This window comes from Histidinibacterium lentulum (assembly GCF_003789055.1).
In the GTDB taxonomy this organism is placed as follows: domain Bacteria; phylum Pseudomonadota; class Alphaproteobacteria; order Rhodobacterales; family Rhodobacteraceae; genus Oceanicola; species Oceanicola lentulus.
Map to the genome: position 1 here is coordinate 286,734 of NZ_ML119082.1, position 12,808 is coordinate 299,541.

The following is a 12,808-nucleotide window of genomic DNA, read 5'->3' on the forward strand; positions in this document are numbered from 1 at the left end:
CTGACACAAGACGCCCCGAGGCGACAGGGGAGCGGCGGACCGGGCCAGGATCACCGGTGCGCAAAAGGCGCCCCTTCAACCCTCGGTGCGCGACACCCCCCCGAAAGGCCCGCTGCCCATGCACCTGCCCCCTCTGGACGACCCCCCCGCTTCGCGGCACCTAGGGCCCATGATCCGCCTCATCCTCGTGACCGCGCTGGCAGCGCTTCTCTATGCCGGCTACTGGGGCCTCGGCGCCCGCGCAACGCTGGCCGACGCCCGCACCCTCGCCGAAGATCTCCGTGCAGCCGGCTGGGAGGTCGACTGGAGCGACATCTCCCTCCGCGGTTTTCCCTCGCGCCTCGACCTGACCGTCGAGGACCCCTCGGTGCGCCTGCCCGGCGGTGACGGCTGGCACGCCCCCTTCCTCCAGAGCCTGCAGCTCAGCTACAGCCGCGACCGCGCCATCCTTGTCTTTCCCGACCGCCAGACCCTGACCCTGTCGGGCACCGAGATCGCGGTGGAGGACACCGCCCTGCGCGCCAGCATCCGCGGGTCCGGGATCACCGCCGAGGCCGAGACCCTTGGCCTATCCTGGCCAGGCCACCGCGTGACGAGCGGCCCCGTCCTCGCTGCCTTGCGCCCCGAGCCGGGTGCGCCGGACACGCTCCAGCTCTACCTCCGCGCCGACGAGGTCCGGGTCGACGGCGTTCCGCTCGGCACGCTGCTGATCGAAGGGCGCGCCTTCCTCGAGCCCGGCGACGCCCTCCCGCCCGGCCTTGCCGGCATCGAGCTCACAAGGCTGGACACCGCCACATCCGCGGGCCGTGCCGCGCTTGCCGGAGCGGTCGCCGCGATCTCCCCCGCCGCTGCTGCCGAGGTTCAGCGGCAGTAGGCGTTCGAGCGGTATCGGGCGATGTCGAAATGGAAATGGTCGCGGTGTGCGGCATTGGAAGCGGGTCCCAGCACGGTCCCGAAGATGCCGCAGGCGGACGAGTGCATCGCCCGCAGCACCCGCCCCTCGGCCCGGTTCCAGTCCCTCAGGACGCTGATCTCGCGCCCATCCGCCAGCCTTACGGCGCCGATGTCGATGGCATTGCCGAAGGAATGCTCCGACAGCCGGGCATTCGGGTTGTTGTTGCGCCCGCGGCACGAATAGCTCGCCATCACATGCATCTGCACCGGACCGCCGCCCGCGCCCCCGACCGCGGGCTTCAGCCCGCGCTCCACCCAGTTCTTCAGGGCCACGGCCGTGGGGCAATTGATCATCGCGGGCGTGGACAGCCGCACGCCGGAGACCGACCGCACCCGGACCGCGTTCTCGATCCCGCAGCGTCCGGGGCCCGAGACCTGTCCGATCGTCTCGCCCTGGATCGCAAGATCGCCGCAGACCGCGCCCCGCCGGAGCTGCTCCTGCGCGCGCTCGGCCCGGGCGGTGATCTCCGGCGAGCGGTGCGGCGGACGGAGCGAGCGCGAAGGCGCCAGCGCACTCACGTTGACGTCGAACCAGTCGGGCTCCGCGTCCTCCGCCGGGCCGAACCGCGCCACGGCCGCCCCCGCGATCTCGGGGGCGGGCGGCGGCACCGTCTCCAGCTGCGCGGACTGTCGCGCCTGCGGCCGAACCGAGGAGTCGGGCGCCAGCGCCGTGACATCCACGTCGAACCAGGCGTCTGCCTCCGGCGTGGCGGACGCCTCCGGCCCGGACACCGTGTCCGGCGCGGCGGCAGCTTCCGGCGCCGCCGCCACCGGTCGCGCCGCGGGCGTCACCGGCGCGGCCGGAGCCGCCGCCGTTTCCCCGCCCCTGGCCTGCGGCCGCAGCGAGCTTTCCGGTGCGTCCGCCCGCAAGGGTCCCGTCGCCACAGCGAGAACCGCCATTCCGAGCCAAACCCGCCTCACCGCTTCGGCACCCGGCCGAAATCGGGCGCGTCGGTATCCTGCCCTGCCTCGACGATCCCCCTCCGGATCGCCCGCGTGCGGGTGAAATAGTCCTGCAGATGGGCACCGTCGCCCAGCCGGATCGCCCGCTGCAGCGCGAAGAGCTCTTCGGTGAACCGGCCCAGGATCTCCAGCGTCGCCTCCTTGTTGGTCAGGAACACGTCCCGCCACATGACCGGGTCCGAGGCCGCGATCCGGGTGAAATCCCGAAAGCCCGCGGCGGAATACTTCACCACCTCGCTGTCGGTCACCCGGCGCAGGTCGTCGGCGACCCCGACCATCGTGTAGGCGATAAGGTGCGGCGTGTGGCTCGTGACCGCAAGGACGAGGTCATGGTGGTCGGCGTCCATCCGCTCGGTCATCGACCCCATGCCCTGCCAAAGCCGCTCGAGCCGCGCCACCGCCGCCTCCTCCGCGCCCTCAGGCACCAGCAGGCACCAGCGGTTGTCGAACAGCGCGGCAAAGCCCGCCGTCGGCCCCGACTGCTCGGTCCCGGCCAGCGGGTGGGCCGGAACGAAATGCACGCCCTCGGGCATATGGGGCGCCACCGCCTCGATCACCGCCCGCTTGACCGAACCCACATCCGTCACCGTCGCCCCCGGCGCCAGCGCCGGCGCGATCTCCTCGGCCACCGCGCCCATGGCCCCCACCGGCACCGCGAGCACCACGAGGTCCGCGCCCTCCACCGCCTCCGCCGCCGTCTCGCAGACCCGGTCGCAAAGCCCGATCTCCCGCGCCTTGGCCCGGGTCTCGGCCGTGCGCGCATAGCCCGTGACCTCCCCGACAAGGCCGCCGCGCTTCATCGCCCAGAACATCGACGAGGCGATCAGCCCCAGCCCGATCAGCGCCACGCGCTCGTAGATCACGCTCATGCCGCCGCCGCCCGCCAGCCGCGGATCGCCGAGAGCACCCGGTCGCAATCGGCCTCGGTGCCCACGGTGATCCTCAGCGCCTCCGGCAGGCCGTAATTGGCCGTCTTCCGCACGATGATCCCCTCGCCGCGCAGATGCGCCTCGCAGGCCAGCGCCGCCTCCGGCGCGGCGAAACGCGCCAGCACGAAATTGGCATGGCTCTCGTCGCAGCCGAGGCCCATGGCGCGCAGCTCCGCCACCATGCGCGCGCGCAGCCGCGCGTTCTCCGCCAGCGTCCGCTCGGCGAAGGCGCGGTCGTTGACCGCCGCCTCCGCCGCCGCCAGCGCCGGTCCCGACAGGTTGAACGGCCCGCGCACCCGGTTCAGCACGCCGATGATCTCCGCCTCGGCATAGCCCCAGCCCACGCGCAACCCCCCGAGGCCGTAGAGCTTCGAGAAGGTCCGCGTCATCACCACGTTGCCGCGCGTGCCCGCCAGCGCGGCGCCCCCGTCGTACCCTTCGGCATATTCCGCATAGGCCCCGTCGAGCACCAGCAGACAGCTCTCCGGCAGTCCATCAGCCAGCCGCGCGGCGTCCGCGAGCGGGATCATGGTCCCCGTGGGGTTCGCCGGGTTGGCGATGATGACAAGCCGCGTGCGCTCCGTCACCGCGGCAAGGATGGCGTCCACGTCCACCACCCGCGCCCGCTCGGCCACCTCGACCGGGGTCGCCCCCGCCGCCAGCGCGCTGATGCGGTACATGGCGAAGCCGTGCTCGGTATGGATCACCTCGTCCCCGGGGCCCGCATAGGCCTGGCAGAGAAAGGTCAGGATCTCGTCCGAGCCCACGCCGCAGATGATCCGCTCCGGATCGAGGCCGTGCGCCCGCCCGATCGCTTCGCGCAGCGCGCGGTGGTCGGTGGGCGGATAGCGGTGCAGCTCGCCCGCCGCCGCCACCAGCGCGGCCTGCGCGCTCTCGGGCGGCCCGGCGGGGTTCTCGTTGGAGCTCAGCTTGAGCACCTCCGCCCGCCCCGGCAGATGGCTCGCCCCGCCCTCGTAGAGCGCGATTTCCATGATGCCCGGCTGCGGTGCGATACGGCCCATCTGCCTGTCCCCCAAGGTTCCGCGGCCGGATACAGCACGCCGCCTGTCGAGGCCAGTCCCCTCCCCGCCCTGGGCGCCGCCCCGCCGCCCCCCTTGATGCACGCTCCCGTGTGCAGGCCGGAGCCCCCTCCCTGGCCCCCTCCTCATCCGGCTTCAAATACTCCCTTTGGGGAGTGCCCCCTGCCCAGGCTCCCCTGTCGGCTGGCGGGGGCGCAGGATCACGGGGGGTGCAGGCGGGTGCCCGCTCCCTGGCCCCCTCCTCATCTGGCTTGAAATACTCCCTTCGGGAGCGCCGCCTGCCCCTCCTCCTCCGGCAGACGGGACGACCCCCGCCGTCACAGCCGGGCCAGCGCATCCCGTCCACAATTCTTCGGCTCGCAACGATCCTGGGGGTCCGGGGGTGAAACCCCCGGCGGGTCGCCACGCCGAAGGCGTGGCGAAACCGAAGCGGCGCCCCTCAGGGCACCAGCACGTTCCGGAAGGACCAGGGCTCTCCCTCGTCGAGCTCCTCGGGAAAGAGCCCGGGCCGGCCCTCGAGCGGGGTCCAGTCGGTGTAATGGGCCTCGACGGGGCCGAGGTAGGGCCGCTGGATCTCGAGACAGCGCGCATGGTCCATCTCGTCGGATTCGACGATCCCCGCCGCGGGGTTCTCCAGCGCCCAGACGAGACCCGCCAGAACCGCGCTCGACACCTGCAGGCCGGTGGCGTTCTGGTCGGGCGCGAGCCGCTTCGTCTCCTCGTTCGACAGCCGCGAGCCGAACCAGAGCGCGTTCTTCTCGTGCCCGAAGAGCAGCACGCCCAGCTCGTCGATGCCGTCCTCGATCTCGTCAACCCCGAGGATGTGATGCTGCGCCTGCTGACCGGTGCCGAACATCTCGTGCAGGCTCAGCACCGCGTCGTCGCAGGGGTGATAGGCATAATGGCAGGTCGGCCGGAACTCCGGCGCGTCGCCGGTCCCGACGGTGAAGTAGTCCGCGATGGAAATGGCCTCGTTATGGGTGACGAGAAAGCCCCATTGCGGGCCCGGCGTCGGGCACCAGGAATGGACGCGCGTGTTCGCGCCGGGCCGGTTCAGCCAGATCGCGGCGCGGCAGCCGTGGTCATGACGATGCCCGTCCTCTGGCATCCAGGTCTCGTGCGTGCCCCAGCCCAGCTCCGCCGGCTGATAGCCTTCTGCGATGAAGCCCTCCACCGACCAGGTGTTGACGAAGACCCCCGGCGGCTTCGGCAAGGCGCGCACCTGGGTGTCGCGCTCGGCGATATGCACGCCCTTGACGCCGAGGGACTGCATCAGCCGCGCCCAGCCCTCGCGGGTGGCGGGGACCGGGTCGTCCCGGCCGAGATCGCGGGCCAGCGTCAGCAGCGCCTCCTTGACGAACCACGACACCATGCCCGGATTGGCGCCGCAGCAGGAGACCGCCGTGGGACCCCCGGGGTTCGCCGCCTTCTCGTCGCGCACCGCCTGGCGCAGGGCGTAGTTGGTGCGTTCGGAGTTCGGGGCGTCGTCGAAATAGAATCCCGCCCAGGGCTCCACCACCGTGTCGATGTAGAGGACGCCCAGCGCCCGGCAGGCCCGGATCATGTCGAGCGAGGCGACATCGACCGAGAGATTCACGCAGACGCCCCGCCCGTCCGGAAAGACCTCCTCCAGCACCGCGCGGTGATTGTCCGGCGTCAGCGCCAGTTCGCGGAACGCGACACCCTTCTCCGCACAATAGGCCGCCACCGACGGATCCGGGTCGATCACCACCATCTGCGCGCGGTCGTAGTCGAAATGCCGCTCGATCAGCGGCAGCGTGCCCTTGCCGATGGATCCCATGCCGATCATCGCGATCGGCCCCTCGATGCGGGCGTGGACGGGATGGTCGGTCATGGGCGGTCCTTTCGCAGGGGCGGGCTGAAACGAAACGGGCCGCGCTCATCGCGCGGCCCGCAGGGTACAGTCGGGCGCGCCCGGATCAGTTCTGGGCGTAGTATTCGATCACGAGGTTGGGCTCCATGATCACCGGATAGGGCACATCGGTCAGGCCCGGGGTCCGGACGAAGGTCGCCGTCAGCTTGTTGTGATCCACCTCGAGATAGTCCGGCACGTCGCGCTCGGGCAGCTGGATCGCCTCGAGGATCGCGGCCATCTGCTTCGATTTCTCGCGGACCTCGATGACGTCGCCTTCCTTCACGCGGTAGGAAGGGATGTTCACGCGCTTGCCGTTCACGAGGACATGGCCGTGGTTCACGAACTGGCGGGCGGCAAAGATCGTGGCCACGAACTTCGCGCGGTACACGACGGCATCGAGCCGGCGCTCGAGCAGGCCGATCAGAAGCTCGCCCGTGTCGCCCCGGCGGCGCTCGGCCTCGCCGAAGATGCGGCGGAACTGCTTTTCGGTCAGGTCGCCGTAATAGCCCTTCAGCTTCTGCTTGGCGCGCAGCTGCAGGCCGAAGTCGGACATCTTGCCCTTGCGGCGCTGGCCGTGCTGGCCGGGGCCGTATTCGCGGCGGTTCACCGGGGACTTCGGGCGGCCCCAGATGTTCTCGCCCATCCGGCGGTCGATCTTGTACTTGGCAGAGGTGCGTTTGGTCACCGTCTGATCTCCTTCTTGCGTGAAGGGCGTTGTCCTCTGGCCGAAGCCCGACAGGCATCCCCTTGCGGGGGCCGCCAACACCAATGAGCGCGCCGCCTAGCCCGCCGGTGCGGCGCTGTCAACCGGCGAGGGCAGCCAAGAGCCTTGACCCGGGGGCCGCCAGAGCGTCAGGGTGACGCAGGTCCGCGCCACCGCCGCTTGCCGAAGGAGACGCCATGCCCCGCCCGTTACCCCGCCCTGTCCTCTGCGCAGCACTGTTCGCCCTATGCGCCCTGCCCGCCGCAGCGCAGGACCCCGACCCCGCCTGCGATCTCGGCACGCCCGAAGCCTGGTCCGCGGTCGCGGACCATTATGAGGGCTTCTGGATCATCGAGCACCAGTCCGGCTTTGTCGCGGCCGGCGGCATGGTGTTCCCGTTTCCACCCGCTGGCGACTCGGACGTGCTCGGCATCGACTACCGGCCTGACGGCAGCCTGATCGCCACCCACCCCGAGGCGCAACAGCCCCTGACCATGCGCTGGGCCGACGAACCGGTCTGGCATTTCGAGGCCGAGGCCGCAGAGGATGGCATTCCGGCACCGATGCTCAGCTCGCAGGATATCGAACTCGTCATGGGCTGCCCCAACGACCGGATGGCGCGCCTGATCGGCACATCCACCGCCGTCATCGACGGCGTGCAGATGGATTTCACCTACCGGCTCATGGTCGTCAGCGGCGACCTGATGTATGGCATCATGCATGTCGGCGGCATCGCCCGCGGCACCGAGTTCAACGCCTGGCGCACGGTGGCCCTCAGCCGCTGACCCCTTACGCCGCCCGCAGGATCGCCGCCTCCGGCGGCGTCAGCATCCGCCGCGCATAGTCCCCGAAGGCCAGCAGGTCGTGCTCCAGCTCCGGCACGAGGTCCAGAAGCCGCGAGCGGTCCCCCGCGCCCAGCGCGTCGAGACCAACCGACGCGGGGTGGAAACTCTCCGTGGGCACGTTGTTGGCAAAGACGATCTCGTGCCGCTCCAGCGCGAGGTGGATATAGGTCAGCTGCCGCACCGAACGGTCCACCAGAACCATCCGGTCGTCGATCAGGTCGCAGGCCCGCACCAGCACCTCGGAGGCGGCGAAGACCGCCTCCGCCCGCGGCCCGGTCAGCAGAACCCGGTGATCGGGCGACACCAGAAGCCCCTCGTCCGGCACATGCTCGCCCAGCGCGCCGGGCCGGAGCCGCACCGGCAGCAGCTCGGGCATCGCATGGAGCCGCGCGCCGGAAATGCGCCGCCGCCCGGTCCAGAGCACCGGTGCACAGCCGTTGTCCATGGTCTGGACGAGGTCGCCCTCGCCGATCTCCTCCACCGCCCTCGGCCCCCGATCCGTGCGGATCATGGTGCCGGGGGTGAAGCAGATCACCGATTTCGGCGGCGCCGACCGGTCCTCGCCGCGCGGGCCGAGGGCCGCGTCCACGACCCACAGATCCGTCTCCCGCGGAGGCGGATCCCCGAGGAACATGCACAGCGGCTTGCGCCGCGGCCCGGTGGGGATCACCGTGACCGTCCACCGCGCCCAGCCGTCGGTGACGGTGAAGCCCTCCTCCGCCAGCGGTGCGTCGTCCTCCAGCGCGTCGAGCCGGGTCGCCCCGCTCTCCGCCGCGCGCACCAGCTTCCTGACTGCGCCTGCCGCGCGGCGCCTGATCTCCGCCATGCCCGCCGCCGGCCCGAGGGGAAGTACCCCCGGAGGACCATCGACCCGTACCGTCTCTCCCATCCAGCGCCACGCAGCACCCGCCCGCATCGAATGGGAGGGAGCGGACGGTTGCCCGTCCAGCGCGGTCTGGGTCCAGGAGATGACGAACGTGCCCGAAACACTGTTCTTCATGCTCGATCAACCTGCCATGTGCCTCGCGCCCGCCTCTTTTCGGACGGTGCGCAACGTTACGTTAACAGACCGTTGTTCGAGCGATCAACCCGGAGCTCTGAAACGATTTCGAGAAGTGTGACTTAAGGGCCGTTCCTGCCTCAGAACCTGAAGTTCAGCTTCGCGGATCCCAGCGTCTGACCGTCGGGCTGTTCCGCATATTCCTCGCTGAGATAGGTGAGCCCGTAGAAGAACGACATGTCCGGCCCGAACTGCCAGTGGACTCCGGCGCGGGCCCGCAGCCGCTCGGGCTCCGCCGTCGCCCGGCCGCCGTCCGGCAGGTAGATGCTGTCCTCGATCCGGGTCCAGTCCGCGCCCGCGACCCAGCCGAACCCGCTGTCCCCGGTCTCGATCCCGCGGATCAGGTGGCCGGTGACATGGTCCCGCAGAAACAGGTCGCCCTGCATCGCGGCCCCGAGAACGATGTCGGCGCCCCCGCGCACCAGCGTCTCGGGTCCTCCCTGTGTCTCCACGAAAGGCCGCACGATCAGGACGTCCGAGGGCCGCAGGGGCAGCGCCACCTCCAGGGTGCCGTGGATCCTGGTATCGTTCTCGATCTCGTTGCCGTCCTGGCCCACGCGCGGCGCGTCGATGATCTCGTGAAACCAGTTCTGCCTGTCGGCCCATCCGGTCTGCGGTCCGCTGAACACGAGATCGGCGCCGAGGCTCACATCGAACGGCCCCCGCGCGAAATGGGTGTGGGCGCCTGCGGCGAAGAGACCGGCATAGAGCCGGGAGCGCGAACCCGTACCGTTGAGCCGCTCGGGCGCGATGATCTCCGATCGAAACCGGAAGTCGATCACGTCGAGAGGTCGCTCGGGCCGGGTTCCGGCCCAGCCCCGTCCCCGCACGATGGACCACTGATAGGACCCCGTGCGCCACCGGTCCGAGCCGTCGCCCAGTAAGTCGTTGTTGAACTGCCGGCCGAAACCCAGCGTCACGCGATCCTGCGCCGGAGCCGCGCTTGCGGCGGCGGCCAGGGCGAACGCGAGCGCGACGAGACGAATGCCCATACCCTCTCCACACTGTCGCCCCCCGGCATTCCGTGGTGTAACCCGGAAATGATGGCGGGAGCGAGGCGGCGGGCAGTCACGCCGCGCGCTATGGCGCCAGGGACACAGCGCCGGGGTCCGGCCGGTCCGCCGCGGCTTCGAGCGCCGGATAGCGCAGGCCGAGCGTGAGGCCCCTCGCGGCGAAGCTGATCAGAAGGCCGATCCAGAGCCCGTGATTGCCGAACGCCGCCATCAGGGGGACCACCGAGACAAGGTAGACCGCCGCCGACACGACCATCATGTTGCGCATGTCCGCGGTCCGCGTGGCGCCGATGAAGATCCCGTCCAGCATCCAGGCCGCCGCACCGACGAGCGGCGCCGCGATCATCCAGCCAAGGTAGGTCCGTCCGGCCTCGCGCACCTCCGGCGCGGTTGCCATCAGGTCGATCAGGACGGATCCGGCCAGCCAGAAGGTCGCGGCCAGCAGCACCCCAGCGCCCAGTCCCCAGAGACTTGTCAGCCCTGCCGCCCGGCGCAGAGCAACACGGTTGCGTGCGCCCATCGCCCGGCCCACCAGCGCCTCGGCGGCAAAGGCGAACCCGTCCAGCGCAAACGCCGTGATGTTGAGAAACTGCAAGAGGACCTGGTTTGCGGCCAATGTCACGTCGCCGAAATCGGAGCCCCAGAACAGGAAACTGACAAAGATCGCCTGAAGCAGCACCGACCGGATCAGGATGTCGGAGTTCACCCTTGCCATGTTGACCAGCCGCTCGCGGTCGAAGACCCGGGGCCAGTCCCGCCACGCCGGAATGCCGAAGGCGTCGCGGCAGAACCACAGGCCCAGCGCCAGCCCGGACCATTCCGCGAGGAAGGTGGCCACCGCCACGCCCTCGACGCCCCAGCCGAAGCCCAGCACGAACAGCAGGTCGAGCGCGATGTTCACCCCGTTCATCGCCACCTGGAGCACCAGCACAGCGCGCGTCCGCTCCTGCGCGATGAGCCAGCCGGTGATGCCGTAGATCGAGATCAGCGCCGGCGCCGACCAGACCCGGATCGCCATGTAGTCCCGGGCCAGCCCCTCCACCTCCTCCGAGGCCGGGGAAAGGGCGAAGGCGCCCCGGAACAGCGGCCCCTGCAGCACGATCACCGCAAGTCCCCCGACGAGGCCGGTGATCAGAACACGGGTCAGAAGGGCTGCGACCTCGCCCCGGTCCTCCGCGCCCAGGGCCTGCGCCGCAAGGCCGGCCGTGCCCATCCGCAGAAACCCGAAGATCCAGTAGAGCGAGGTCAGGATGATCGCGCCAAGGCCCACCGCCCCGATCGGGGCGGCCTCTCCCAGCTGACCGACCACGCCGGTATCGACGGCGCCCAGGATCGGCACCGTCGCATTCGACAGGACGATGGGCCAGGCGATCGCCCAGACCCGGGCGTGGGTCAGCGGCCCCGTGGCCTCAGCCATCTCCGCCCGGCTCCGGCGGCGGCATCAGGAAATGCCCCGTCGCCTGCGCGAAGAGCCGCGCGCGGTTGTCCTGCCAGCCTTCGACGTGGACGCTCGCAAAGCGCCGGCCCGACCTGTTCACCCTCGCTCGCGCATAGGCGTCCCGCGGCAGGCCCGGCCGCAGGTAGTCCACCGTCAGGTCGATCGTCTTCGGCCAGCGCGGCGGCGGCGCCGCGGGCTGCCCGTGCTCCATCCCCTCCCAGATCATCCCCCAGGCGAGTTCCACCAGCGCCGCGGTCTCCAGAAAGGCCGCCGTGACGCCCCCGTGCAGCGCCGGAAGCATGGGATTGCCGATGAGGCTCTCGTTGAAGGGCAGGATCGCCGTCAGCTCGTCGCCGCGCCGGTCGAAGCGGATGCCGAGAAACCGAAGGTAAGGTACTTCCGCCACCAGCGAGGCCAGCGCGGCGTCGCGCCTCTGCTTGATAACCTGCACGGGCTCCGGCCGCCTCATGTTCCCCGCTCCACCGTGAAGGCGCCCGTGGCCGCGGCGATCCGCACCCCATCCTCCTGCCGCGCCTCGGCGCGCACGAAAGCGACGCTCCGTGTCATGTGGTAGCACTCCGCCTCCGCGACGATCCCCTGCCCCGGCGCCGCCGCGCGCATGTAGTCGATCCTCAGATCGAGCGTCGCGGTCGAGAGCGGCGCCTCGGGATGGGTCAGCACGGCCGCCCCGCCGCAGGTGTCCATCAGGGTCGACACGGCGCCTCCATGGATCACTCCGGTTGCGGGATCACCGATCAGCCGCGTATCGTAAGCCATTGCGATGACGGCCCGACCGGGGCCCGCCTCCCGCATCACCATCCCGAGCAGCCCCGCGTGGGGGATTGCCCTCACGAAAGCCTCGGCGATCCGCCGGGCGCGCAGGTCAGGGTCCGTCGATTCCATGTCCGCCACCTTGCCCGCCCGGCCGCCATCCGCAACCTTCGGAAACACCGGGGCCGGCCAATGCGTTGCGGGAACGGATCAGGACCTGTAGCGTCAGTGTCAGAGAGGGCGCCGATGGACGATAGCCAGCCGCTGACCTTCAAGGAGATGTGCGCGACGTTCGACGTCACGCCTCGGACCTTGCGATACTACGAGTATATCGAGCTGCTCTCCCCGCACCGCGAAGGCCGCGCCCGTCTGTACGGCCCGCGCGAAGTGGCCCGCATGACCCTGATCCTGCGGGGGCGCCGCTTCGGGTTCAGCCTCGAGGAAATCCGCCAGTGGCTCCAGATCTACGACCAGGAGGGAACCGAGGCCCAGACCCGGGCATTCATCTCCATGGCCGACCGGAAGCTCTGCGAACTGGCCGAACAGTACCGCCAGCTCGATGCGACGGTGCTCGAACTGAGAACGCTTCGGGACGAAGCCGTCAGCACCATGAACGACCGCCCCGATCGCGAAACAAAATGACGTCACACGACCGTTACAAACAATGTCCTTTCGTGAGTTCTGACCGCATTCCATAGTGACGCCGCGTTCCTCGCGCTGAAAACGGTGGCGCGCTTGTAGTCCCGGTCCAGTCTGGTCACCTCACGGGTGTTAAGGACAGCGGTCCATTCGAATGCGAGCGACAGGACATGACGACTTCAGACGAGACGATGACGATCCGAGAGATGTGCGACAAGTACGAGGTCACCCCCCGCACGTTGCGGTTTTACGAGGCCAAGGAACTTCTGGCGCCGATCCGGCAGGGGCAGAAGCGGCTGTTCACACGCCGTGACCGGGCCCGTCTGACGCTCATCCTGCGCGGCAAACGGTTCGGGTTCAGCCTCGAGGAGATCCGGCAGCTGCTCGACCTCTACAACCCGGACAACAACCGGGTCCAGCTCGAGCGCGGTGGCGAAATGGGACGGCGCCATCTCGAGGAAATGGAGCGGCAGCGCGCCGAACTCGACCGGGCGATCGAGGAGCTCAAGCGCGAACTGGCAGAAGCCGACTCGCAACTGCAGGCACTGAAGAACGGCGCCGCAGCCTGAGGACGGAG

The 12,808-nt window shown here is 70.0% G+C and carries 14 protein-coding genes; 4 read left to right on the forward strand and 10 right to left on the reverse strand.

Annotated features, from left to right (window positions below; translation table 11 throughout):
- Positions 1-169 precede the first annotated feature (169 nt).
- Positions 170-874, forward strand: a complete 705-nt coding sequence (locus EAT49_RS04395; protein WP_185020636.1) for a DUF2125 domain-containing protein — start codon at positions 170-172, stop codon at positions 872-874.
- Here the strand turns inward: EAT49_RS04395 and EAT49_RS04400 are convergent.
- The 5 genes from EAT49_RS04400 to rpsD all read right to left on the reverse strand — a co-directional run bounded on the left by EAT49_RS04400 (position 862) and on the right by rpsD (position 6,447).
- On the reverse strand, positions 862-1,854 hold the full coding sequence (locus tag EAT49_RS04400) for an extensin-like domain-containing protein (protein WP_246003759.1): 993 nt from the start codon (positions 1,852-1,854) through the stop codon (positions 862-864). The two genes, EAT49_RS04395 and EAT49_RS04400, sit on opposite strands and share 13 nt — an antisense overlap.
- A gap of 17 nt (positions 1,855-1,871) precedes the next feature.
- Positions 1,872-2,786 carry a prephenate/arogenate dehydrogenase family protein gene (locus EAT49_RS04405; protein WP_123641076.1) on the reverse strand — a complete coding sequence of 305 codons (915 nt, stop codon included), beginning with the start codon at positions 2,784-2,786 and terminating at the stop codon, positions 1,872-1,874.
- Entirely contained in the window at positions 2,783-3,868 is a 1,086-nt protein-coding gene (gene hisC / locus EAT49_RS04410; RefSeq protein ID WP_123641077.1) for a histidinol-phosphate transaminase, read from the reverse strand. The genes EAT49_RS04405 and hisC overlap by 4 nt, the downstream gene beginning before the upstream one ends.
- Positions 3,869-4,325: 457 nt before the next feature.
- Positions 4,326-5,741, reverse strand: a complete 1,416-nt coding sequence (locus EAT49_RS04415) for a homospermidine synthase (RefSeq protein WP_123641078.1) — start codon at positions 5,739-5,741, stop codon at positions 4,326-4,328.
- Positions 5,742-5,826: 85 nt separating this feature from the next.
- Positions 5,827-6,447 carry a 30S ribosomal protein S4 gene (gene rpsD, locus EAT49_RS04420; RefSeq protein WP_123641079.1) on the reverse strand — a complete coding sequence of 207 codons (621 nt, stop codon included), beginning with the start codon at positions 6,445-6,447 and terminating at the stop codon, positions 5,827-5,829.
- Between the two features lie 215 nt (positions 6,448-6,662).
- Here rpsD and EAT49_RS04425 point away from each other — a divergent pair, with 215 nt between their 5' ends.
- The gene (locus tag EAT49_RS04425) at positions 6,663-7,250 is read left to right on the forward strand and encodes a hypothetical protein (RefSeq protein ID WP_123641080.1); all 588 of its coding nucleotides are present in this window, start codon (positions 6,663-6,665) and stop codon (positions 7,248-7,250) included.
- Positions 7,251-7,254: 4 nt separating this feature from the next.
- On the opposite strand, the gene EAT49_RS04430 is transcribed toward EAT49_RS04425, so the two are convergent.
- From EAT49_RS04430 to EAT49_RS04450, 5 genes are all read right to left on the reverse strand, one after another.
- Positions 7,255-8,310: a Hint domain-containing protein gene (locus EAT49_RS04430; protein WP_123641081.1), complete on the reverse strand. Its 1,056-nt coding sequence runs from the start codon at positions 8,308-8,310 to the stop codon at positions 7,255-7,257.
- A 140-nt stretch (positions 8,311-8,450) separates the two neighbouring features.
- A complete protein-coding gene (locus EAT49_RS04435) occupies positions 8,451-9,362 on the reverse strand; it encodes a lipid A-modifier LpxR family protein (protein WP_246003760.1) in 912 nt (303 codons plus the stop codon).
- An 88-nt stretch (positions 9,363-9,450) separates the two neighbouring features.
- Positions 9,451-10,800, reverse strand: coding sequence for an MATE family efflux transporter (locus tag EAT49_RS04440; RefSeq protein WP_123641082.1), 1,350 nt, complete (start codon positions 10,798-10,800; stop codon positions 9,451-9,453).
- Complete coding sequence (locus EAT49_RS04445) at positions 10,793-11,290, reverse strand: PaaI family thioesterase (RefSeq protein WP_123641083.1); 498 nt, start codon at positions 11,288-11,290, stop codon at positions 10,793-10,795. Before EAT49_RS04445 ends, EAT49_RS04440 begins: the two co-directional genes overlap by 8 nt.
- Complete coding sequence (locus EAT49_RS04450) at positions 11,287-11,724, reverse strand: PaaI family thioesterase (RefSeq protein ID WP_123641084.1); 438 nt, start codon at positions 11,722-11,724, stop codon at positions 11,287-11,289. Before EAT49_RS04450 ends, EAT49_RS04445 begins: the two co-directional genes overlap by 4 nt.
- 114 nt (positions 11,725-11,838) lie before the next feature.
- On the opposite strand from EAT49_RS04450, the gene EAT49_RS04455 reads away from it, so the two are divergent.
- Together EAT49_RS04455 and EAT49_RS04460 are read left to right on the forward strand one after the other, a co-directional pair.
- On the forward strand, positions 11,839-12,234 hold the full coding sequence (locus EAT49_RS04455; protein ID WP_123641085.1) for a MerR family transcriptional regulator: 396 nt from the start codon (positions 11,839-11,841) through the stop codon (positions 12,232-12,234).
- A 167-nt stretch (positions 12,235-12,401) separates the two neighbouring features.
- Positions 12,402-12,800, forward strand: a complete 399-nt coding sequence (locus EAT49_RS04460; RefSeq protein ID WP_123641086.1) for a MerR family transcriptional regulator — start codon at positions 12,402-12,404, stop codon at positions 12,798-12,800.
- Positions 12,801-12,808: the final 8 nt, after the last annotated feature.